Annotated in this window: 23 protein-coding genes; 11 read left to right on the top strand and 12 right to left on the bottom strand. The window is 71.8% G+C overall.

Annotation, left to right across the window (positions count from 1 at the left end; genetic code table 11):
• Nucleotides 1-129: 129 nt before the first annotated feature.
• Both O3438_RS11670 and O3438_RS11665 read right to left on the bottom strand, forming a co-directional pair.
• On the bottom strand, nucleotides 130-1,164 hold the full coding sequence (locus O3438_RS11670) for a helix-turn-helix domain-containing protein (RefSeq protein WP_269679988.1): 1,035 nt from the start codon (nucleotides 1,162-1,164) through the stop codon (nucleotides 130-132).
• Between the two features lie 8 nt (nucleotides 1,165-1,172).
• Entirely contained in the window at nucleotides 1,173-1,934 is a 762-nt protein-coding gene (locus O3438_RS11665) for a TetR/AcrR family transcriptional regulator (protein ID WP_269679987.1), read from the bottom strand.
• Between the two features lie 82 nt (nucleotides 1,935-2,016).
• Here O3438_RS11665 and O3438_RS11660 point away from each other — a divergent pair, with 82 nt between their 5' ends.
• On the top strand, nucleotides 2,017-3,606 hold the full coding sequence (locus O3438_RS11660) for an MFS transporter (RefSeq protein ID WP_269679986.1): 1,590 nt from the start codon (nucleotides 2,017-2,019) through the stop codon (nucleotides 3,604-3,606).
• Here the strand turns inward: O3438_RS11660 and O3438_RS11655 are convergent.
• From O3438_RS11655 to O3438_RS11640, 4 genes are all read right to left on the bottom strand, one after another.
• On the bottom strand, nucleotides 3,596-4,099 hold the full coding sequence (locus O3438_RS11655) for a hypothetical protein (protein WP_269679985.1): 504 nt from the start codon (nucleotides 4,097-4,099) through the stop codon (nucleotides 3,596-3,598). The two genes, O3438_RS11660 and O3438_RS11655, sit on opposite strands and share 11 nt — an antisense overlap.
• An 88-nt stretch (nucleotides 4,100-4,187) precedes the next feature.
• On the bottom strand, nucleotides 4,188-5,819 hold the full coding sequence (locus O3438_RS11650; protein WP_269679984.1) for a RecQ family ATP-dependent DNA helicase: 1,632 nt from the start codon (nucleotides 5,817-5,819) through the stop codon (nucleotides 4,188-4,190).
• Nucleotides 5,820-5,896: 77 nt separating this feature from the next.
• Entirely contained in the window at nucleotides 5,897-6,847 is a 951-nt protein-coding gene (locus O3438_RS11645; RefSeq protein ID WP_269679983.1) for a TIGR03557 family F420-dependent LLM class oxidoreductase, read from the bottom strand.
• 89 nt (nucleotides 6,848-6,936) lie between these two features.
• Nucleotides 6,937-7,062 (bottom strand): hypothetical protein, encoded by a 126-nt coding sequence (locus O3438_RS11640; RefSeq protein WP_255421242.1) that lies wholly within the window; start codon nucleotides 7,060-7,062, stop codon nucleotides 6,937-6,939.
• A gap of 216 nt (nucleotides 7,063-7,278) precedes the next feature.
• Between O3438_RS11640 and O3438_RS11635 the strand changes: the two genes are divergently transcribed.
• Nucleotides 7,279-8,769: a glycoside hydrolase family 3 protein gene (locus O3438_RS11635; protein ID WP_269679982.1), complete on the top strand. Its 1,491-nt coding sequence runs from the start codon at nucleotides 7,279-7,281 to the stop codon at nucleotides 8,767-8,769.
• An 83-nt stretch (nucleotides 8,770-8,852) separates the two neighbouring features.
• Here O3438_RS11635 and O3438_RS11630 read toward each other — a convergent pair whose 3' ends face one another.
• Together O3438_RS11630 and O3438_RS11625 are read right to left on the bottom strand one after the other, a co-directional pair.
• Nucleotides 8,853-9,140, bottom strand: coding sequence for a GNAT family N-acetyltransferase (locus tag O3438_RS11630; protein ID WP_269679981.1), 288 nt, complete (start codon nucleotides 9,138-9,140; stop codon nucleotides 8,853-8,855).
• The gene (locus tag O3438_RS11625; RefSeq protein WP_269679980.1) at nucleotides 9,137-10,363 is read right to left on the bottom strand and encodes a cysteine desulfurase-like protein; all 1,227 of its coding nucleotides are present in this window, start codon (nucleotides 10,361-10,363) and stop codon (nucleotides 9,137-9,139) included. Before O3438_RS11625 ends, O3438_RS11630 begins: the two co-directional genes overlap by 4 nt.
• Nucleotides 10,364-10,439: 76 nt before the next feature.
• On the opposite strand from O3438_RS11625, the gene O3438_RS11620 reads away from it, so the two are divergent.
• From O3438_RS11620 to O3438_RS11590, 7 genes are all read left to right on the top strand, one after another.
• The gene (locus O3438_RS11620) at nucleotides 10,440-10,805 is read left to right on the top strand and encodes a hypothetical protein (RefSeq protein ID WP_269679979.1); all 366 of its coding nucleotides are present in this window, start codon (nucleotides 10,440-10,442) and stop codon (nucleotides 10,803-10,805) included.
• Nucleotides 10,806-10,865: 60 nt separating this feature from the next.
• Nucleotides 10,866-11,687: a DUF1206 domain-containing protein gene (locus O3438_RS11615; protein ID WP_269679978.1), complete on the top strand. Its 822-nt coding sequence runs from the start codon at nucleotides 10,866-10,868 to the stop codon at nucleotides 11,685-11,687.
• 83 nt (nucleotides 11,688-11,770) lie between these two features.
• Entirely contained in the window at nucleotides 11,771-12,958 is a 1,188-nt protein-coding gene (locus O3438_RS11610; protein ID WP_269679977.1) for a mechanosensitive ion channel family protein, read from the top strand.
• A 308-nt stretch (nucleotides 12,959-13,266) separates the two neighbouring features.
• Nucleotides 13,267-13,701 (top strand): phage holin family protein, encoded by a 435-nt coding sequence (locus O3438_RS11605; RefSeq protein ID WP_088990414.1) that lies wholly within the window; start codon nucleotides 13,267-13,269, stop codon nucleotides 13,699-13,701.
• Nucleotides 13,698-14,060: a DUF3618 domain-containing protein gene (locus O3438_RS11600; protein ID WP_269679976.1), complete on the top strand. Its 363-nt coding sequence runs from the start codon at nucleotides 13,698-13,700 to the stop codon at nucleotides 14,058-14,060. Before O3438_RS11605 ends, O3438_RS11600 begins: the two co-directional genes overlap by 4 nt.
• Entirely contained in the window at nucleotides 14,057-14,329 is a 273-nt protein-coding gene (locus O3438_RS11595) for a DUF4235 domain-containing protein (protein WP_088990412.1), read from the top strand. The genes O3438_RS11600 and O3438_RS11595 overlap by 4 nt, the downstream gene beginning before the upstream one ends.
• Before the next feature lie 286 nt (nucleotides 14,330-14,615).
• Entirely contained in the window at nucleotides 14,616-14,819 is a 204-nt protein-coding gene (locus tag O3438_RS11590) for a cold-shock protein (protein WP_030338233.1), read from the top strand.
• 104 nt (nucleotides 14,820-14,923) lie between these two features.
• Here the strand turns inward: O3438_RS11590 and O3438_RS11585 are convergent, their stop codons facing one another.
• The gene (locus tag O3438_RS11585) at nucleotides 14,924-15,118 is read right to left on the bottom strand and encodes a hypothetical protein (RefSeq protein WP_269679975.1); all 195 of its coding nucleotides are present in this window, start codon (nucleotides 15,116-15,118) and stop codon (nucleotides 14,924-14,926) included.
• A gap of 88 nt (nucleotides 15,119-15,206) precedes the next feature.
• Nucleotides 15,207-16,190, bottom strand: coding sequence for an aldo/keto reductase (locus O3438_RS11580; protein WP_269679974.1), 984 nt, complete (start codon nucleotides 16,188-16,190; stop codon nucleotides 15,207-15,209).
• Nucleotides 16,191-16,273: 83 nt separating this feature from the next.
• Between O3438_RS11580 and O3438_RS11575 the strand changes: the two genes are divergently transcribed.
• Nucleotides 16,274-17,122 (top strand): trans-aconitate 2-methyltransferase, encoded by an 849-nt coding sequence (locus O3438_RS11575; protein ID WP_269679973.1) that lies wholly within the window; start codon nucleotides 16,274-16,276, stop codon nucleotides 17,120-17,122.
• Nucleotides 17,119-18,141 (top strand): adenosine deaminase, encoded by a 1,023-nt coding sequence (locus tag O3438_RS11570; RefSeq protein WP_269679972.1) that lies wholly within the window; start codon nucleotides 17,119-17,121, stop codon nucleotides 18,139-18,141. Before O3438_RS11575 ends, O3438_RS11570 begins: the two co-directional genes overlap by 4 nt.
• Before the next feature lie 250 nt (nucleotides 18,142-18,391).
• On the opposite strand, the gene O3438_RS11565 is transcribed toward O3438_RS11570, so the two are convergent.
• Nucleotides 18,392-19,792, bottom strand: a complete 1,401-nt coding sequence (locus O3438_RS11565; protein ID WP_269679971.1) for a HAMP domain-containing sensor histidine kinase — start codon at nucleotides 19,790-19,792, stop codon at nucleotides 18,392-18,394.
• A gap of 29 nt (nucleotides 19,793-19,821) precedes the next feature.
• On the bottom strand, nucleotides 19,822-20,511 hold the full coding sequence (locus O3438_RS11560; protein WP_088990407.1) for a response regulator transcription factor: 690 nt from the start codon (nucleotides 20,509-20,511) through the stop codon (nucleotides 19,822-19,824).
• Nucleotides 20,512-20,648 lie beyond the last annotated feature (137 nt).

Here is a 20,648-nt window from a genome sequence, read left to right as displayed (position 1 = left end):
GGAAGTGGCGGGGCCGGAGACTCGGGCCTGATCGGGCGGCCACCGGGCGGCCGCCCGCCGCGCTCAGGCGGCGGGCGCCTCGCCACGGCCCCCGTTGGCGGCCCACCGCGAGCGGTCGGCCACGTGGTGTCAGTCTGCCCGCCTCGAGTTGACCACGGACGCCGCGCTGTTGACGATCCGCGCCGGATGCGAGGCGGCGTCGCGATGTTCCTGCGGGCTCACCCCGTAGGCTGCCCGGAACGCCCGGCTGAAGTGGGCTTTGTCGGGAAACCCCCACCGTGCCGCGATGGTCTGCACCGGTTGGTTGCGCAGCGCCGGGTCGGACAGGTCGCGTCGGCACCGGGTCAGCCGCAGATCGCGGATGTACGACGCCACTGTGGTCTCCTCGGCCTCGAACAGCCGATGCAGGGACCGCACCGAGATGTGGTGGGCGTCGGCGACGACCCCGGGGCTGAGCGTCGCGTCGCCCAGGTGCCGGTGGACGTACGCCTGCACCTGGGCGAGCAGTGCCCGGCGGCGCACCTCGGTGGGTACGGCGTCCTCGGCGACCAGGTGTCGGCCGAGCATGGTGGTGGCCAGGTCGAGCCCGACCGCGCCGAGTCGGCTCGCGTCGGCGGCATGGTACTGCTCGGGGTGCCTGGTCACCTGCAACAGGAACTGCGCGAGCAGCGCCCCGATACCCTCGCTGCCGGACATCCGTCCGCCGTAGAGCGTGGCCATCCGCTGCGGCGGCAGCGGCAGCGCGGCGTGGGGGATCAGCGTGATGATCGAGGTCGCCTGGTCCCGTTCCGGTTCCGTCGCATGGTGGCAGACGTCGTGCGGTCGGGACCCGTCGTAGAAGGTGAACTCGCCGGCCAGGATCTCGCTGCGGCGGCCGTCCTGGCTGGACGTGCCGATGCCGCCGGTGGTGTAGGCGAGGATGTACAGCTCCGGGTCGGACCGGCGGACCAGCTTCTGGGTGCGGGTGGCGTCCAGTGACGGGTACCGGTATTCCACGAGTTGGATCGGACCGAGCGAGATGAAGTCGGCGCGGGCGGCGAAGTCGCCGGCGTGCGCGGACTGGATGCGCAGTGGCGCCGAGGTGCGTGCGACCAGGTCCAGCCACATCCCGAACCGCTCGCCCGGGGGCAGGACTGTGGTGTCGATGGTGTCTCTCGGTAGCATCAGGTGCCTCAGCCCGCTCGACGGTCGATGAGTGCCTCGACGCCGTCGAGGATCCGGTCCAGGCCGAAGACGAACTCGTCGTCCGGGTCGTCGTCCTGGTTGATCACACCGGCGCTCAGCACGCGGTGCAGCGCCGGGAAGCGGGCCGGGTCGATGAGCCGGGCCAGCATCCGGCTGTAGGCGGGCATCATCTCGCTCGGCGCGACGCCGGATGCCTGGGCGCCCTCGGCCATCTGCGACGTGAGCGTGGCCTCGTTGCGGACGTACCCGGTGATCAGGAGCAACGTCGACATCTTCTCGCCCTCGGCGAGGGTGGTGCCGTCGAGGCAGCGCAGCCCGTCCTCCAGCCAGCCGAGTTGCTGCGGGGTGATCGGCGGGCCGCTGATCGGCACGTGCAGCAGCCAGGACCGGCGTCGCAGCACCTCGTGCTCGGCCCAGGCCCACCGGGTCAGACCGGCGCGCCAACCATCCTCCGGCGCGGGCGGGCCGGGCGAGGGGCCGTAGCCGGTGTCCACCATGAGCAGCAGCAGCTCGTCCTTCGAGCCGACGTACCGGTAGAGGGCCATCGTGGCGGCGCCCAACTCCTTGGCCACCCGGCTCATCGAGACGGCCGCCAGCCCGTCGGCGTCGGCCACGCGTACGGCGGCGTCCACGATGGTGGACACGCTCATGCCCGGCCGGGGGCCCTTGGGTGGTCGTTCCCGCAGACCCCAGGCGCTCTCGATGGCCGGCGGGAGTGCTGGCCCGCTGTCGTCTGTCTGTGCCGCCACTTTTCCTCCTTGCCTCGCCATCCTAGTTCTGCGTATGGTCTACGCATTACAGCGTACGTCATACGCAGAAGGAGAAATGATCATGACGACCACCACCACACCGGCACCGCGAGCGGGCCGGCGGGAGTGGACCGGCCTCACGGTGCTGATGCTGCCCCTGCTGCTGGTCTCGATGGACGTGTCGGTGCTCTACTTCGCCGTCCCGTTCATCAGCGCGGAGTTGCGCCCCACCGCCACCGAGCAGCTCTGGATCTTCGACATCTACGGCTTCGTGCTGGCCGGGCTGCTCATCACCATGGGCGCTCTCGGCGACCGGATCGGCCGACGTCGACTCCTGCTGATCGGCGCCACCGCCTTCGGGGCGGCGTCGCTGCTGGCCGCGTACGCCGACAGCACCGCGACGCTGATCGCCGCACGCGCCCTGCTCGGCGTCGGCGGTGCCACCCTGATGCCCTCGACGCTCGCCCTGGTGCGCAACATGTTCCACGACGCCAAGCAGCGCGGCACCGCCATCGCCGTCTGGACCGCCACCCTCACCGGCGGCATCGCGGTCGGCCCCGTGCTCAGCGGCATCCTGCTGGAGCACTTCTGGTGGGGCTCGATCTTCCTGATCAACATTCCCGCCATGCTGATGCTGCTCCTGCTCGCCCCGCTCCTGGTACCCGAGTTCCGCAACCCGGCGACCGGGCGGTTCGACCTGGTCAGCGCGGCGCTGTCACTCGGGACGCTGCTGCCGGTGATCTACGGCATCAAGGAGATGGCCCGCGACGGCCTCAGCCCGGTGCGGGTACTCGCCATCGTCGGCGGACTGCTGGTGGGCGCGCTCTTCCTGCACCGCCAGCGGACCCGGGCGTACCCGATGGTCGACCTCAGGCTGTTCCGCCGTCGCGGCTTCGGCGGGGCGCTCGCGGTCAACCTGCTGGCGATGTTCGCCATCGTCGGCTTCGCCATCTTCACCACCCAGCACCTCCAGCTGGTGCTCGGCCTGAGCCCGCTGCGGGCGGCACTGTGGAGCCTCGTGCCGTCGCTTGCTGTAGGCGGAGTCGCACCGGCCGCCGCCGCCCTCGCCCATCGCGTCGAGCGGGCGTACCTGATCGGTGCGGGATTCGGGATCGCCGCGGTCGGCTTCGTGGTGTTGACCCAGGTCACGCCGGATACGCCGCTGTGGCTGCTCCTGGCCGGCGCCAGCGTCTACGCGGGTGGCCTGGTGATGGTGATGTCCCTCGTCACCGAACTGGTCCTCGGCGCGGCGCCGCCCGAGCAGGCCGGCGTCGCGTCGGCGCTGACCGAGTCCAGCAGCGAGCTGGGTGGTGCGCTGGGAATGGCGATCCTGGGCAGCGTGGGCGCGGCTGTCTACCGCCGCGAGATCGTCGACGGCCTGCCGGCCGGGCTGCCCGCCGACGCCGGTGACGCGGCCCAGGAGACGCTGGCCGGTGCGCTCGCCGTCGCGCAGGGGCTGCCGGCGGAGCTGGCCGAGGTGGTGCGCCACGCCGCCGCTGTCGCGTTCACCGACGGGCTGCACCTGGCCGCGTACGCCGCCATGGCGGTGATGCTGCTGGGCGCGGTCACCGCGCTGGTCGCCCTGCGCGGTGTCCGACCGGCCGACTCCACGGCACTGGCCGCCGAGTCGACCGGTCCGGCCGACCCTTCGCTGTCGTCGGTCAGTCGTTGAGCACGTGCGCGAGCCGGTCGCGGAAGCGCCGCTCGGAGTCGCTGACGGATTCGCCGCCGATGCCCAGCAGTCCACCGCTGGACGCGGCGCCCACCACCTGCTCGGCGATCTGCACGAGCCAGTGCTTGTACGCGCCGGCCTCGCCCTCGTCGACACGGGCGGCCAGCAGCGCGGCGGCCTCGCCGGCCCGCAGCAGCACGTCGTCGATCAGCGCGCGGGGGTCGTCGGGCGCGATGACCGGCAGCTCCGCCCCGGCCTCCGGGTCGCCGACCCGGGTCACGATCTCACCGGCCACGGCGGCGACCAACGGGCTGGCCGACTCGCGGCCGGCAGAGATGGTCTCCAGGCCGGCTGCGGTCTCCGCCATGGTCCGGCGGGTGCCGTCGGACTCGGCGGCGCTCGCCGCGGTCAGCACCGACTGCGGCAGGCCGACCAGCAACCCCCACTCCCCGTCGGAGAAACCGAAACCGGTGTACGCCGGCTGCTCGATCACGGCAATGCCCCTTCCGCCCTGCTCTGCTTGGTCAAACGGTGCTCTGATCGGTCGATCCACCGGGCCCGACACGGGCGCCCGGGTCAGGCTAGTCCAGGGTCAGCAGGCCCTGTTCGGACACCACGCGCACCGACAACGTCTTGTACCCGACCTCGTCGAAGAGAACCGTCATCTTGTCGTCCTCGTAGGAGAGCACCAGGCCCTGGCCCCACTCGGGATGACGCACCCGGCTGTGCACCGGGAACGGGCCGACAGCACCCTGGTCGGCGATGCTGGTGCCGTTGTGGCAGTTGTCGCAGTGGCCGCAGACGTCGGTCATCTGCTCGCCGAAGTAGGCCAGCAGGGTCTGCCCCCGGCAGGCGTTGGTCTCGGCGAAGGCTCGCATCATGTCGGTGCGGGATCGGGTGACGGTCTGCTGACGCTCCGCCTCGGCCAGCGCCGCCGTGGCGGCGTCGGTCGGCGTGGGGGAGTAGCGCGGGGCGCCGACGCGCTGGCGGGCGCGTGGCTCGGCGGCACCGACCTGCTCCAGCAGGGCGAGATACTGGCCCAGCTTGCGCGGCCCGAGGCCGGTGGCCTCGCGCAGCTCGGTCTTGGTGGCCGGCTTGCGACGCAGCAACGCGGCCAGGTCGCGCAACTCGTCGACGTCGGGTAGGCCGCCGCTGAAGAACCGTTGCAGACCCACGTCCTCGGCCCGCCACAGCAGCAGCACCCGGGCCGGTTGCCCGTCGCGACCGGCCCGGCCGATCTCCTGGAAGTAGCTGTCCGGCGAGTCGGGCAGCGCCATGTGCACCACCCAGGCGATGTTGGGCTTGTCGATGCCCATCCCGAAGGCCGAGGTCGCCACCATGATGGGGACCTCGTCGGCGAGGAACGCCTCGTGCAGCTCCGCGCGCGCGCCGACCGGCATCCCGCCGTGGTACGACAGCGCCGGGAAGCCGGCGTCGGTCAGCCGGGCGGCCAACTCCTCCGAGGAGCGGCGGGTCGGCACGTAGATGATCCCCGGCCGCCCCTCGTCGCGCAGCAACGTCATCAGACGCCGCCACCGGTAGTCCTCGTCCGGGCAGTGCGCCACCTCCAGGAAGAGGTTGGGCCGGTCCAGCCCGGAGATGACCACGTCCGGATCGCGCAGGCGCAGGCGGGCGATGATGTCGTCGCGCACTGGTGGGGAGGCGGTGGCGGTGAGCGCGACCACCGGCGGCCGACCGAGGCCCTCGATGAGGTGCCCGAGCGCCAGGTAGTCGGGGCGGAAGTCGTGCCCCCACGCGGAGATGCAGTGCGCCTCGTCGATCGCCACCAGCGCCGGCTTCAGCGATGCGACCTCGGCCATCCGGTCGGGGTTGCTGAGCTGCTCCGGGGTGATGAAGAGGAACTCGGCCCGGCCCTCGCGGACCTCGGTGATCGCCTCGGCCTGCTGGGCGGCCGACTCGTTCGAGCTGATCCGCACCGCCCGCAGCTCCGGGCGCTGCCGTTCGTTGAGGGCGGCGATCTGGTCCTGTTGGAGCGCCAGCAGCGGGGAGATCACCACGGTGGGGCCGGGGATCAGGCTGGCCGGGATCTGGTAGATGGCCGACTTGCCGGCACCGGTGGGCAACACCACCAGGGCGTCACGTCGCTTCATCACCGCGCGCATGGCGGCCAACTGGTTGGGCCGCAGCGCCTTCCAGCCGAAGAGGTTCCGGGCCGCGCGGCGCAACGTCATCGAATGCGTGGACAGTTTCATCGAGGGCCGGAGGTACCCGAGCCCATGACCGCCGAAACGCACGCAGGCGATCATGGGCTGTCGAGGCTCTGGCCAAGTCAGCGCAGCCGGGGCAGGACCTCGCGCTGGTACAGGTCGAACAGGCCCTGGTAGTGCGGGCCGGTGTTGGCCACGTAGACCTCGTCGAAACCGGCCTTGGCGTACTTGTCGATCATCTCCAGGTGCGCGTCCACGCTGTTCCCGCAGACGAACGCCTCCTTCAGCATCTCCGGCTTGACCAGTTCGGAGGCCTGCTCGAAGTGTCGTGGTGAGGGCAGCACCTGGGACAGCTCGCCGGGCACCCCCGCGTTCGGCCACCGCTCGTACGCGATGCGCATTCCCTCGTCCTCGCTGTCCGCGTACGCCGCCTTGAAGCCGGCCTGGCACGGCTTGTCGCCGCCACCGTTCTCGCGGAAACGCCGGACCATCTCGCCGTCGGGCATGGTGCTCACGTAGCCGTCACCGATGCGTGCGGCGAGGTCGATCGCCTTCGGGCCGAAACCGGAGACGTAGATCGGCGGGGGAGTGTCGGGCAGCGTGTAGATCCGCGCGTGTTCGACCGTGTAGTGCTTGCCGTGGTGGTTGACGAATCCGCCGTCCCACAGCTCGCGCATCACCGCGACGGCCTCCTCCAGCATCTCCAGGCGGACGTCGGCCTGCGGCCAGGCGTCACCGAAGATGTGCTCGTTGAGCGCCTCGCCGGTGCCGACGCCGAGCACGAACCGTCCGCCGTGCAACACCGCGCTGGTCGCCGCCGCCTGCGCGATCACGGCCGGGTGGATCCGGACGGTCGGGCAGGTCACCGCGGTGGTCACCGGCAGTGAGCAGACCTGGCTGAGGGCGCCGATCATCGACCAGACGAAAGGGCTCTGGCCCTGGGCGTCGACCCAGGGGTGGTAGTGGTCGGAGATCCACAGCGCCTCGAAGCCGGCCCGTTCGGCACCCTGCGCCTGCTCCAGCAACTCGGCTGGCGTGAACTCCTCACTGGACAGAAAGTATCCGATCTTCATGGTCTCCCCTTCGGCGTGCGGTCCCGCTGTTGAGGGAAGCCGTACCCCGGGCGTGGTCGGCCACACCGGTCGGCCGGGGGCTCGTTCGTTCAGCGCCGGCCGAACATCGCGCGGATCGCGGCGAGCAGCAGCAGGGCGCCGACCACCAGGCCGAGCAGGCGTACGCCGGGGATGTCGGCCGGGCTCGTCGCGTCGGCCAGCAGGGCGGGGTCCATCCCCGCACTCTCCCCGGGGACCGGCCCTGAGGCAACTGTAAGGTTTATTGACTATTGAATCGCCCGGTGTGACCATGGCATGACCGCCTGCCGGTGGCGGTGCGCCGATGGCGCGCGAGAGATGGGGTACGGGGGCCGCATGAGCGAGCGCAACCAGCGGGTCGACGGGGGCGCACCGACGCCGGCGATGGAGACCGGTCGTCCTGAGGGGGCGGTGTGACCACTCCCGCCGGCCACCTCCCGGCGCTCGCCGCCGCCGTCCTGCAACCCGGGTTCGTCGGCACCACCCCGCCACCGTGGGTGTGCCGATGGCTCGGTGAGGGCCTCGGCGCTGTGGTGCTCTTCGCCCGCAACGTCGTCGACCCCGCACAGGTGGCGGCGCTCACCGCGACGCTGCGCGCGGAACGGCCGGACGTCATCGTCGCGATCGACGAGGAGGCCGGCGACGTCACCCGGCTCGAATCGGTGCACGGCAGCACCCGGCCCGGCAACTTCGCCCTCGGCGCGGTCGACGACCCGGAGCTGACCGAGGCGGTCGCCCGGGACCTCGGCGTCGAGCTGGCCGCGGCCGGGGTGACCCTCAACTACGCCCCGGACGCCGACGTCAACTCCAACCCGGCCAACCCGGTGATCGGCGTGCGCTCCTTCGGCGCCGACCCGGCGCTGGTCGCGCGGCACACCGCCGCCTGGGTACGCGGGCTCCAGGCCGGCGGCGTGGCCGCCTGCGCCAAGCACTTCCCGGGCCACGGCGACACCCGCGTCGACTCCCACCACGACCTGCCGCGCATCACCGCCGACCGGGACCGGCTCGACGCCTGCGAGCTGGCCCCGTTCCGGGCCGCCGTGGCCGCCGGCGCGCAGGCGGTGATGACCGGTCACCTGCTGGTACCGGCGCTCGACCCGCAGTTGCCGGCCACGCTGAGTCATCGCATTCTGGGCGGGCTGCTCCGCGACGAGATGGGCTTCTCCGGTGTGGTGGTGACCGACGCGATCGAGATGCGTGCCGTCGCCGACCGGTACGGCTTCGCCGGGGCGACCGTCCGCGCTCTGGCGGCGGGCGCCGACGCGATCTGCATCGGCGGCGAGCGGGCCGACGAGGAGGCGGCGCGTGAGTTGCGCGACGCCATCGTCGCCGCCGTCGTCTCCGGTGACCTGCCCGAGGAGCGACTCGCCGAGGCCGCCAAGCGGGTCGGCCAACTCGCCGCCTGGACGATGGCCGCCCGCACCGCGGGGCCGGCCGGGCGGCGCGACGCCGCCGACGTCGGGCTGGTCGCCGCCCGCCGCGCCGTCCGGGTCACCGCCTCCGGGAGCGCGACGGACGCGTTGCCGCTGACCCGCGCGGCGTACGTCGTCGAGTTCGAACCACTGCGCAACATCGCCATCGGCGCGGAGACCCCGTGGGGGATCGGCGCTCCGCTGGGCGAGTTGCTGCCCGGCACCAGCACGGTCCGCTACGCCGAGCCCGACGTGCCGGCCGACCCCGGTGCCGGAGCGGGCACCCGCCCACTGGTCCTGGTGGTCCGCGACCTGCACCGGCACGACTGGATGCGCTCCGCTGTGCACCGTGCGTTGGCCGCCCGGCCGGACGCGGTGGTGGTCGAGCTGGGCGTGCCGGAGCTGGTGACCGGGTCGGTGCACCTGGCCACCCACGGCGCCACCCGGGCCAGCGGCTGGGCAGCCGCGGAGGTGCTGACCGGTGCCCGCTGAGCTGACCGGTGCCCGCTGAGCTGACCGGCGCACGCTGAGCTGTCCGCGTCTGCTGACCGACGCGCGCCCGGTGGCGGCGCGCGTCAGGGCAGGTCGGCCACCAGGTCGGCGTACTCGGGGTGCTTGTCGATGAACGCCGCCATGAAGGGGCACTGCGGCACCACAGTGGCCCCCCGGGCACGGACCTCGTCGAGGGTGCCCCGGATCAGCGCGCCTCCCACGCCCTTGCCCTGGAAGCCCCGGTCCACCTCGGTGTGGGTGAAGACCAGGACCTCCCCGCGCATCAGGTACGCGGTGAAGCCGGCCAGCGCGTCGTCGACCAGGATCTCGAAGCGGTGCTTCGCCGGGTTGTCCTCGACCAGGGTGCTCATCCGGCCATTGTCCCCGCGGCGTCGGCCAGCGCGTCGAGTTCGGCGAGCAACCGGTCCACCTCGTCTGCGGTGTTGTAGTGGTAGATGCTGGCCCGCACCGCGCCACCGCTGTCGCGCAGCCCCATCATCTGGAAGTACTCGTAGGCGTAGTAGTCGCCGACGGAGAGACAGAACCCGGCGGCGCCCAACGCCTCCTGGGTGGCCCCCGGCGACATCCCGGCGACGCGGAACGAGACCGTCGGGCAGCGACGCGCCGGCGAACCGTAGACCGTGACGGCCGGCCGCTGCGCCAGCCCGGCGAGCAGCCGGTCGAGCAGTGCCTCCTCGTGCGCCTGCGCGGCGGCCAGCCCGGCCCGCAGCCGCGCCCGCCGGTCCCCGACCGCGTCCGGGTCCAACCCCGCCAGGTGATCCACCGCCGCCGTCACACCCGCGAGCAGCGGGAAGCTCGGCGTGCCGTACTCGAACCGGTCCGGCACCGCGTCCGAGGACGGCACCAGCTTCGCCGGGCGCAACGCCGCCCATCGGGCCGGGTCGGCCACCATCGCCGCCAGGTGCGGGCCGGACCACTTGTACGCGCTGGTCACCACCACGTCCGCGCCGAGCGACGCCAGGTCGGTCGGGCCGTGCGGAACCGAGTGCACCCCGTCGACGTAGACCAGTGCGCCGACGGCGTGCGCGATCTTGGCGATTGCCGGCACGTCCGGCATGGTGCCGATGGCGTTGCTGCCGGCGGTCACCGCTACCAGGCGGGTCCGCTCGCCGACCAGGTCGGCGTACTGGGCGGCGGGCAGTTCACCGGTGCCCGGGTCGACCTCGGCCCAGCGCACCGTCGCTCCGGCCGCCTCGGCGGCCTGCACCCACGGTCGGATGTTGGCGTCGTGGTCGAGCCGGGACACCACCACCTCGTCACCCGGACGCCAGCTCGCGCCGAGCGTGCGCGCCAGGGTGTACGTCAGCGCGGTGGCGCTCGGGCCGAGCACCACGCCGGACGGGTCGGCGCCGAGCAGGTCGGCGACCGCCGAGCGGGCCTCGGCCACCAGCTCCAACGACCGGCGGCCCGCTACGTTGGCGGCGCTGCGGTTGCCGACCGCCGACCGCATGGCGTCGGTGACCGCGTCGATCACACAGGCCGCGGTCTGGGTGCCGCCGGCACCGTCGAAGTGAACGAAACCCTCGGTCAGGGCGGGGTACGCGGCCCGGGTGCGGGCGATGTCGAACGGCATGTCCCGGACCCTAGCCGGGGCGGTTCCCGCGCTCGCTGCCGCCTCGGCGTCGCGGGCGTCTCGTACTCTTGGCGGGGTGACGAACCGACCCGCCACCATGCCCATGCCCACCGCCCGCCGCGTCGCTGGTCTCTTCGCCGGTCTGGCGCTCGGCCTCGCCGTGCTCGCCGGTTGCAGCTCCCAGGGCGCTTCCACCGACTGCGGACTGGACGCCTGCACTGTCACCTTCGAGCGAGGTGTCGAAGCGAGCACCACCATCCTGGGCGTCGAGGCCAAGCTGGTCGGCGCCGACGGCGACCAGGTGACCGTCGAGGTCGCCGGGGAGCAGCTCAGCCTCACCATGGGCCAGCAGGCCGCCGAGGCCGGCGGTTTCGCGGTCACCCTGGACAGCGTCACCGACCAGCAGGTCAAGATCCGCGTTTCCCGCAACCCGGGTAACTGACCCACGCCGGGAGGCGGTGGCCGACGTTTGGAAATCGTCGGAATCGGAGATTGTGACGCCATGTCACTCACCCGTAGCGCGCAAGCCACCGCCTCCCGAACGGCGGACAGCCGGTGGCTGGAACTTCTCGCCCGGGCCGGCTTCATCGGCTACGGCATCGTCCACCTCCTCTTCGCCTGGTTGGCGTTGCAGATCGCGTTCGGCACGTCGTCCGACGACGGCGACCAGTCCGGCGCGCTGCGTACCCTCTCCGAGCAGCCCCTGGGTAAGTTCCTGGTCATCGCCGTCGCCGTCGGCCTGCTCGCGATGGCGATCTGGCAGGCGTTGGAGGCCGCCAGCGGGCACCGCGCCGAGCGTGGCAAGGAGCGGGTCATGGAACGGGTCGCCTCGGCGGGCCGGACCATCGTCTACCTCTACTTCGCCTGGACCGCGTTCAAGGTCTTCAAGGACGCCTCGTCGAACAGCGCCGACCAGCAGGAGGCGCTGACCGGCAAGCTGATGACCTCCAGCGGCGGCCGTTGGCTTGTCGGCCTGGCCGGTCTGGTGCTCGCCGCTATCGGCATCGGCCTGGTCATCTACGGTGCCCGTAAGAAGTTCGAGAAGCACCTGAAGACCGGTGAGATGAGCCCGAAGACCCGCCAGTTGGCCCGCCGACTCGGCATGGCCGGATACATCGCCAAGGGCGTCGCGTACGGCATCGCCGGTCTGTTGATCATCGTGGCGGCGGTCAACTACGACCCGGAGAAGGCCCGTGGTCTGGACGCCGCGCTGCACACGCTGCGCGAGCAGTCGTACGGCATGTTCCTGCTGACCCTTGTCGCCCTGGGCATCGCCGCCTTCGGCGTCTACTGCTTCCTCCAGTCCCGGTACCGCAAGGTCTGAGCTGGTCGATACCACGGACATCGGGCACTCTTGGGCTTTTGCCCGGAGTGCCCGACGTCTGGTCGAAGGGAAGCAACGGAGCTGTGCAGAACTATCTCGAAACGGCCGTCGCCGCGCTCGTCGCGGCGGCGGTCGCTCTCTTCCTGGTCGAGGTCGTCCACCGGCTGACCCGGCGGTTCGGCCGTCGGTCACAGCTGCTGACCGAGCTGACCGATCACGCCCACCGCCCGTTCCAGGTCGCCGGGACGGTCCTGGCCGTGCAGTTCGCCGTCCGCTTCAGCACGGGGTACGCGGTCGGCGAGAGCTGGCGCCGCCTCTTGCTGCACCTGCTCGTCCTCGCCGTCATCGCCACGGTGGCCTGGTTGGTGGCCGCGCTGCTGGTCGTCGTGGAGGACACCGCGCTGGCCCGGTTCCGGGTCGACGTACCGGACAACCGGCACGCCCGGCGAGTCCGGACCCAGGTGGTGATGCTGCGTCGCCTGACCATCGCCGTGATCGTCATCCTGACCGTCGGCGTGATGCTGATGACGTTCCCCAGCGTGCGGGGCATCGGCGCGGGTGTGCTGACCTCGGCCGGTGTGGTCGGTGTGGTGGCCGCGCTCGCCGCGCAGAGCCTGCTGGGCAACGTCTTCGCCGGGCTCCAGCTCGCCTTCAGCGACGCCGTCCGGCTCGACGACGTGGTGGTCGTCGAGGGGGAGTGGGGTCGGATCGAGGAGCTGACCCTGAGCTACGTGGTCGTGCAGATCTGGGACGACCGGCGGCTGATCCTGCCCACCTCGTACTTCACCACCAAGCCGTTCCAGAACTGGACGCGTACCGAGTCGGCGGTGCTCGGCACCGCCGAGTTCGACGTGGACTGGGCGGTGCCGGTGCAGACCATGCGCGAGGAGTTGCGCCGCCTGGTCGAGGGCACCGAACTGTGGGACGGGCGGGTGTGCGTCCTGCAGGTCACCGACGCCACTGGCGGAATGGTCCGCATCCGTGCGCTGGTCAGCGCCGCCGACGCGGGCAGTCTGTGGGATCTGCGCTGCCTGGTGCGGGAGCACCTGGTGACCTGGATCCGGGACAACCGCCCGACCGCGATGCCCCGGGTGCGCACCGAGCTGGGTGACTCCACCAGCAACCTGCCCTGGCAGTGGGTGCAGCCGAGGCGGCCGGTACGCCGCCTGTCCGACACCGAGGCGCCCGACGACGCCCGTGTCTTCGGCGGCAGCGACGACGGCGACGCCCGCAGCGAAGCCTTCGTGGGCCCCGAGGAAACCCGCTCCTGACCCCCACCCCGGGTCCCCTTTCCCGTCGATCATGAAGTTGTTGCTCTGCCGCTCGGCGTGTCGTGGCAACAACTTCATGATCGACAAAAAGGGGCCGGGGGTGGGTGGGGTGGAGGGGGTGGGTGGGAGGTTTGGTCGGGCTTGGGTGGGGGATGTGCTGCCGGACGTCTCTGCACGATCGCGGCATCGGCCGGCGTGTTCGCGGCGCGGCGTGCGGACAACGCGGACGATCGGCTGCTCGGCGCGCTTTAGGATTGACGGGCGGCGACTCCGGGCATACAGCGCGGTGATGAGGAAAGGAGGACAGCATGGCTGACGTGGCGAACGCCCGCACATCCCACAACGGGAGCGAGCCCTCCACCGCCGAGTTGGTGCAACGGGCCACCGAACAGGTCTCCCGTCTGGTGCGGGACGAACTGGCGCTGGCCCGAGCGGAGTTGACCCAGAAAGGCAAGCACGCCGGCATCGGAATCGGCCTCTTCGGCGGCGGCGGTGCGCTGGCATTCTTCGGCCTGGGCGCGTTGGTCGCCACGGCGATCCTGCTGCTCGACCTGGTGTTGCCCGCCTGGGCCGCCGCGCTGATCGTGGCGGTGGCCTGTTTCCTGGTGGCCGGCATCCTCGCCCTGGTGGGCAAGAAGCAGGTCAGCCGTGCCGTCCCGCCCGTGCCGGCGGCGACGGTCCGCAGCCTCCGGGCCGACGTGGACACTGTCACCGCCGCGGTGAAGGACAGGGGGCGGCAATGACCGGCAACGGGACCGGCGACACGGAGGCGCTCCGCGAGGAGATCCGTCGCACCCGGGTCGAGTTGGGCGAGACGATGGAGGCGTTGGCCGCCAAGGCCGACGTCAAGGCGCGCCTGAAGGAGTCCGCAGGGCAGGCGAAGGAGCGGATGCGCGAGCAGGCGGCGCAGACCGTCGCCCGGGTCCGCGGGCAGGCCGTGCGTGGTGCCGGGATGGCGCGGGCGCAGGCCCACCACAAGGGTGAGCTGGTGCGTGACAGGGGCGAGTTGGTACGCCGCAACCCGGTGCCGTGGGCGGCCATCGCCGCCGGTGCGGTGGCCACCGTGGTGGTGTTGATGATCGTGCGGGGGAGGCGTAGGTGAGCAAGAGCATCAGCCGGGTCGCGTACCGGCCGGTCGGCGTGTTGTTGGGTATCGCCGCGGGCACGGTGGCCGGGGCGATCTTCCGGCAGGTCTGGAAGGTCACCGCGGGCGACGGTGAGGCGCCGAACGCGACGGACGAGGATCGCGGCTGGGGCGAGATCCTGGCCGCCGCGGCGTTGCAGGGAGCGATCTTCGCGGTCGTCCGGGCCGCCGTGGACCGGGGCGGCGCGGTCGGCGTCCGCCGGATGACCGGCTCCTGGCCGGACTGACCACAGCGACGTCGGCCCCCTTCCCGCATCGATGGGAAGGGGGCTTTCGCATGGGTTCGTACGCCGCCCAGCGGATCTCGGGCATCCGTCAGGTCACATGTCGGAGAAATTCGTCGGAGAGGTCGTGACAGACTTTTTGCGTACGTGATTTGCTGGTCCACGCTGTTGAGAGATGGCGTGGGTTGAGAGAAGTCTCCTTCGTGGGGCCACCTCAGGCGCCGCTGCTCGAAAACGGCCAATCGGCCGGACGGCGTGCACGGCCACCAGTTTTTAGAGGGAGATACACATGGCTCAGGGAACCGTGAAGTGGTTCAACGCTGACAAGGGCTTCGGCTTCATCACCGTCGATGGTGGGGGTGCTGACGTGTTCGTCCACTTCTCGGCCATCCAGACCAGCGGCTACCGTTCGCTGGAGGAGAACCAGCGGGTGGAGTTCGAGATCGCTCAGGGTCAGAAGGGCCCGCAGGCCGAGCAGGTTCGTCCCATCTGAGTGAGACGGCCGGCCCCCACCGGCCAGTGGGACGGCCCGGCCAGGGTCGTTGAAAGCCCTGCACCCCTTCCGGGGTGCAGGGCTTTTCCACGTGTTCGGGTTGCTCAGGTTCGGCGGCGTGAGCGCAGACCGAACCAGAGCACCACCAGCCCGGCCAGCGACACGAGCGGCCCGAGCACCGCCCAGACCCGCTCGTCGGTCATCAGGCTGCCACTGACGTAGCCGAGGCCCTGCACCGTCCACACCGCACCGATCACGACGGCCAACAGGCCGAGGGTGAGCGAAAGCCAGCCTCTCATCACGTCCCCTCTCCGCTGCCGGAGGCAGCGCGCCGCTCTCCAGCATCGCCGGCCGCGCGGCGCGGCGCGAGCACCCCGCGAGCGCGGGTCACCACCGGTCGTGCACCTGCGGGCGGATCAGCTCGTCGTAGATCTCGCGTACGGCTGCCAGCTGCTCGTCGGTCAGCGGCGACAGGGCCGCCGTCGCGGCGTTGCGTCGGGCCTGGTCGGCGTCGCGGGCACCGGGGATGACCACTGTGACGCCCGCCTGGTCCAGCACCCAGCGCAGCGCGAACTGCGCCATCGTGCGGTCGGCGTCGACCAGCGGCGCGAGCCGGCGGACGGCCGCGAGCCCCTGCTCGAAGTCGACGCCGGAGAACGTCTCGCCGACGTCGAACGCGGCGCCCTGCCGGTTGTAGTTGCGGTGGTCGTCGGCGGGGAACTGGGTGTGCTCGTCGTAGCGGCCGGAGAGCAGGCCACTGGCCAGTGGCACCCGGGCGATGATGCCCACACCGGCGGCCGCCGCGGCGGGCAGGACCTGCTCCAACGGCTTGTGGCGGACGGCGTTCAGGATGATCTGGACGCTCGCCACGCCCGGTCGGGCGATGGCGGTGAGGGCCTGGTCGCAGGTCTCGACGCTGACCCCGTACCCGGCGATGGCCTTCTCGGCGACCAGGGTGTCCAGGCCGTCGAAGACCTCGTCGGAGGAGAACACGGCGGTGGGCGGGCAGTGCAGCTGGACCAGGTCCAGCGTGTCCATTCCCAGGTTGGCCCGGGAGCGGTCGGTCCACTGCCGGAAGTTGGCCAGGGTGTACGCCTCCGGTCGCTGCTCGACGCGGCGGCCCATCTTGGTGGCGACGGTGAGCCCGGCGTCGGGCCGGGAGCGCAGGAAGCGGCCGATCAGTTGCTCGCTGCGGCCGTCGCCGTACACGTCGGCGGTGTCGAGGAAGGTGACTCCGGAGTCCACGGCGGCGGTGAGCACCGCCATCGCGTCGGTCTCGCTGACGGTGCCCCAGTCGGCGCCGAGTTGCCAGGCGCCCAGGCCGACCGCGCCGACGGTCCGGCCGAGCCGGGTGAAGCTGCGCTGTTCCATGCCCCGAGCCTAGTGATCGGGTTGCCGGCGTGCCACGCGAGCCGTACCGTAAAACAAAACGGACGTACGGTTTGGGGGGCGAGATGTGGGATCCGACGGCCTACCTGCGCTACGGCGACGAGCGATCCCGGCCCTTCTACGACCTCGTCGCACGGATCCCCGCCGCGCGACCCCGGGCCGTTGTCGACCTGGGATGCGGCCCCGGGCAGCTCACCGCCACCCTCGCCGAACGCTGGCCGACGAGCCGGATTCTCGGCCTCGACTCCGCACCCGAGATGATCGACCGGGCCGTCGCCCTGGGCGCTCCCGTCGACTTCGCGGTCGCCGACCTGCGCGACTGGCGTCCGACCGGCGACGAGGACGTGGTGGTCAGCAACGCCGCGCTCCAGTGGGTGCCCGGCCACCAGGAGCTGCTGCGCCGCTGGGCCGCCGAGCTGCCCGCCGGCGCGTGGCTCGCCATGCAGGTCCCCGGCAACTTCGACGCCCCGTCGCACCGCGCCCTGCGCGAGGTCGCCGACCGGCCGACCTGGCGCGGTGCGGTCGCCCCGCTGCTGCGCGCGGACCCCGTCGACGACCCGGCCGACTACGCGGCGTTGCTCACCACCGCCGGCTGTGCGGTGGACGCCTGGGAGACTACCTACGTGCACCTGCTGCCGGCTCGGCCCGCCGCCGAGCACCCGGTCCTGACCTGGATGGAGGGCACCGCGCTGCGCCCGGTCCGGGCCGCGCTGGACGCCGCCGGCTGGTCGGCGTTCCGCACCGAGCTGGGGGTACGGCTCACCGCCGCGTACCCGGTGCGGCAGGGTCAGGTGTACTTCCCGTTCCGCCGCGTCTTCGTCGTCGCCCACACCGGCGACCAAGACCTCGTCGCCCACACCGGCGACCAAGACCTCGTCGCCCACACCGGCGACCATGCACAGGAGAGCCAGTGACCGATCTGACCACCTTCATCGCCGGCCTGCCCAAGGTGGAGCTGCACGTGCACCACGTCGGTTCCGCCTCGCCCCGGATCGTCGCGGAACTGGCCGCCCGCCACGAGGGACGCACCCCGGTGCCGGCCGACCCCGAGGCGCTCACCTCCTACTTCGAGTTCCGCGACTTCGCGCACTTCGTCGAGGTGTACCTGAGCGTGGTGGACCTCATCCGCGACCCGGAGGACGTCTGGATCCTCACCCACGAGGTGGCCCGGGAGCTGGCCCGCCAACAGGTCCGGTACGCGGAGCTGACCATCACCCCGTACTCGCACGTGCGTCGGGGCATCCCCGCGCCGGCGTTCTGCGAGGCCATCGAGGACGCCCGCCAGCGCGCCCTGGCCGATTTCGGCCTGGAGCTGCGCTGGTGCTTCGACATCCCCGGCGAGGCCGGCCTGCCCGCCGCCGAGGAGACGCTGCGCATCGCCCTGGACGAGCGGCCCGCCGGGCTGGTCAGCTTCGGGCTGGGTGGCCCCGAGATCGGCGTACCCCGGCCGCAGTTCCGGCCCTACTTCGACCAGGCCCGCGCGGCCGGTCTGCGCTCGGTGCCGCACGCCGGGGAGACCACCGGGCCGCAGACGATCTGGGACGCGCTGAACGAGCTGGGCGCCGAGCGGATCGGGCACGGTATCTCCGCCGCCCAGGACCCGCAGCTACTGACCTACCTGGCCGAGCGGCAGATCGGGATGGAGGTCTGCCCGACGTCCAACGTACGGACCCGGGCGGTGGCCAACCTCGACGAGCACCCGCTGCGTCAGCTCGTCGACGCCGGGCTGCTGGTCACCATCAACTCCGACGACCCGCCGATGTTCGGCACCACCCTCAACGACGAGTACGCGGTGGCGGCCCGCCTCCTCGGGGCCGATCGCGAGGGCGTGGCCGGGCTGGCCCGTAACGCGGTGACCGCGTCCTTCCTCGACGCCGCCGGTAAGCAGAGGATCGCCGCCGAGATCGACGCGTACCTCGCCGGCGCCGCCTGAGTCGACGCGGCCGGGGTCGACGCGGCCGGGGTCGAGGGGGAGAGCAGGGCGCGCGGCGGGAGCGTGGGTGTGGGGGGACCTGAGACTCCCGCCGCGCGCGCGGCTTCACCGGCCGTGGGTGCGTGGTGCGCTCGACCGGTGAAACTGTTGGGTTCCTGCACTGATCCTGTCAGCCCACAACCGTTCCAGCTCGATCGTTAACCGCGATCTAAGGAAGACTTGCACCGGGGCACAACCCGGGCCGGCACTGTCACTCGTCGGTCGGGCGCTGGCGTGGCCAGCGCCGGCCGGTGGCCTTCGTGTCCCGGGCTTCCCGCGCCATCCGACCCACCAGGCCGAACCGGCTGACCTGACGGGGCGTCGCCTCCGGGTCGGCCAGCAGCATCACGACGCTGGCCCCGCCCAGCCGGGCGCGGTCGATGCTCACCGAGCCGTTGGCCTGCAACGCCACCCGCTTCGCGATGTCCAGACCGAGCCCGGTCGAACCCTGGTCGCTGGCCCCCCGGCGCAGCGCCCGGTCCGGGTTGGCGATGCCGGGTCCGGCGTCGTCGACCCGGATCGCCACGTAACCGTCCCGCCGCGACACGGCCACCTCGAAGGCGGTGCCCTGCGGTGTGTAACGGAAGACGTTGCCGATCACCGCGTCCAGCGCGGCGGCCAGTTCGGCCCGTGGCACCGGGGCGGGGATGCGCAACTGCGCGCCGTTCACCCGGTGCGGCCGGTTCTGGTCACCGGCCAGCGCCGCCCAGAACACCATCCGGTCCCGGACCACCTCGCTGACGTCGCACATCGCCGGCCCGGCCTCGTGCGCCACCGCCTTGCGGGTGGTCTTGATCAGCACGTCGATCTCACCCTCCAGGGTGACGATCGCCTGCCGGATCCGTCGAATGCCACGGAGCCGGTCCAACTCCGCCGGGCTGAACGAACCCACGCTGGTGTCGTCGGACTCCAACGCCTCCGCGTCCAACCGCAGCACCGTCAACGGGGTACGCAGACGATGCGACAGATCGGCCACCAGTTCCCGCTCGTCGGTGCGGGCCGCGTCGAGCCGGTCGGCCATCCGGTTGAAGGCGTGCCCGGCCTCGGCCAGTTCACGGGGACCGGTCGGCTCGACCCGTACCCCCAGGTCGCCGTCGCCGATGGACAGCGCGGCCTTGACCAGACCTCGGGTCGAGTCCACCGCGCGGGCGGCGACCCGGTCGACCACCAGCACCGCCGCCCCGGCCATCGCCGCGCCGACCGCGAACAGCAGCAACCAGGTGCCGCCGCCCTCGCCCAACGACGAGTCCGGGAGGAACACCTCGACCACCGCCGTCCGGTCACCGAGGACCACCGGGTCGAGTCGCACCACACCGCCGTCGACGTCGACGACCGACGACCGTCGGTCGGCTCGAGCCTGGTCCAGGTCGCTGCCGCCGGCCCGACCAGCGGACTCGTCCAACCCCAACCCGTGCACCACCGGCGGGAAGTCGGACCCCTCGGCGCTGGCCACCACGGCACGCTCGACGGCCGCCGGGTCGGTGCTCACCGCCAACGCGCCGGTCACCAGCGCACTGCGTCGGGCCGCGTCGGCGATCGCCTCGTCCCGGCTCTGCTCGCGCAGGCTGAGCCCGAGCGGGATCAGGAAGGCGAGCGCGACGAGACTGCACATGCCGGCCGTGAGCAGGGCCAGCGCCGTCCTCAGTCCGGTGCCACCAACCGGAATCCGACCCCCCGCACGGTGCGCAGGTAGCGCGGCTTCGCCGCGGACTCGCCCATCTTTCTGCGAAGCCAGTACAGGTGTACGTCGATTGTCTGGTCCTCGCCGACCGATGGCTGCCGCCATACCTCCTCCAAGAGTTCCCGGCGGGACACTACCCGCCCAGGTCGCGCGGCGAGATACGCCAGCAGGTCGAATTCTTTACGGGTCAGCGCCAGTGGCTCCCCGTCGAGCAGGGCACTGCGCTCGCCCACGTCCACCCGGAGCCCACCGACGCTGTGCACCGCCGGCTGCACCGTCCGGCTGGCCCGCCCGGCCCGGCGCAGCACTGTGGTGATCCGCGCGTCCAGGTGCGCCCCCGTGAACGGCTTGACCATGTAGTCGTCCGCGCCCGCGCGGAGCAGCTTCACCACGGACTGCTCGTCGTCGCGGGCGGTGGCGATGATGATCGGGACGTCGGTGATGCCCCGCAGCATCCGCAGCGCGTCCGAGCCGTCCAGGTCGGGCAGGCCCAGGTCCAGTACCACCAGGTCGGGTGTCTCCGCGGCGACCCGACGCAGCGCGTCCAACGCCGTACCCACGGCGTGCACGGCATGCCCACGATCGGTGAGGGACCGCAGCATCGCGCCGCGTACGACGTGATCGTCTTCGACCAGGAGCACGGAGGCCACGACAAGACCGTACTTGGCCTGGCAAGTTGATCGCGTTGCGGCGTACCCGAGGGGCGGGCCAGCTGGTACGACGATGTCGTTCACGCTGTTCGTCGATGCCCGACTGGTGCTCTGACGCCGCGCTTACCCGGCCGCCC

The sequence above is a fragment of the Micromonospora sp. WMMC250 genome (genome assembly GCF_027460215.1).
In the GTDB taxonomy this organism is placed as follows: domain Bacteria; phylum Actinomycetota; class Actinomycetes; order Mycobacteriales; family Micromonosporaceae; genus Micromonospora; species Micromonospora taraxaci.
The sequence above is the reverse complement of the archived record's forward strand: the minus strand, read 5'-3'. Positions and strand labels throughout refer to the sequence as shown.

What these genes read in the sequence shown, in the direction of transcription:
- O3438_RS11670 (WP_269679988.1), bottom strand. Translation starts at nt 1,164, where the DNA reads ATGCTACCGAGAGACACCATCGACACCACAGTCCTGCCCCCGGGCGAG.
- O3438_RS11660 (WP_269679986.1), top strand. Translation starts at nt 2,017, where the DNA reads ATGACGACCACCACCACACCGGCACCGCGAGCGGGCCGGCGGGAGTGG.
- O3438_RS11650 (WP_269679984.1), bottom strand. Translation starts at nt 5,819, where the DNA reads ATGAAACTGTCCACGCATTCGATGACGTTGCGCCGCGCGGCCCGGAAC.
- O3438_RS11645 (WP_269679983.1), bottom strand. Translation starts at nt 6,847, where the DNA reads ATGAAGATCGGATACTTTCTGTCCAGTGAGGAGTTCACGCCAGCCGAG.
- O3438_RS11640 (WP_255421242.1), bottom strand. Translation starts at nt 7,062, where the DNA reads ATGGACCCCGCCCTGCTGGCCGACGCGACGAGCCCGGCCGACATCCCC.
- O3438_RS11630 (WP_269679981.1), bottom strand. Translation starts at nt 9,140, where the DNA reads ATGAGCACCCTGGTCGAGGACAACCCGGCGAAGCACCGCTTCGAGATC.
- O3438_RS11625 (WP_269679980.1), bottom strand. Translation starts at nt 10,363, where the DNA reads ATGCCGTTCGACATCGCCCGCACCCGGGCCGCGTACCCCGCCCTGACC.
- O3438_RS11615 (WP_269679978.1), top strand. Translation starts at nt 10,866, where the DNA reads ATGTCACTCACCCGTAGCGCGCAAGCCACCGCCTCCCGAACGGCGGAC.
- O3438_RS11605 (WP_088990414.1), top strand. Translation starts at nt 13,267, where the DNA reads ATGGCTGACGTGGCGAACGCCCGCACATCCCACAACGGGAGCGAGCCC.
- O3438_RS11600 (WP_269679976.1), top strand. Translation starts at nt 13,698, where the DNA reads ATGACCGGCAACGGGACCGGCGACACGGAGGCGCTCCGCGAGGAGATC.
- O3438_RS11590 (WP_030338233.1), top strand. Translation starts at nt 14,616, where the DNA reads ATGGCTCAGGGAACCGTGAAGTGGTTCAACGCTGACAAGGGCTTCGGC.
- O3438_RS11585 (WP_269679975.1), bottom strand. Translation starts at nt 15,118, where the DNA reads ATGAGAGGCTGGCTTTCGCTCACCCTCGGCCTGTTGGCCGTCGTGATC.
- O3438_RS11580 (WP_269679974.1), bottom strand. Translation starts at nt 16,190, where the DNA reads ATGGAACAGCGCAGCTTCACCCGGCTCGGCCGGACCGTCGGCGCGGTC.
- O3438_RS11575 (WP_269679973.1), top strand. Translation starts at nt 16,274, where the DNA reads ATGTGGGATCCGACGGCCTACCTGCGCTACGGCGACGAGCGATCCCGG.
- O3438_RS11565 (WP_269679971.1), bottom strand. Translation starts at nt 19,792, where the DNA reads ATGTGCAGTCTCGTCGCGCTCGCCTTCCTGATCCCGCTCGGGCTCAGC.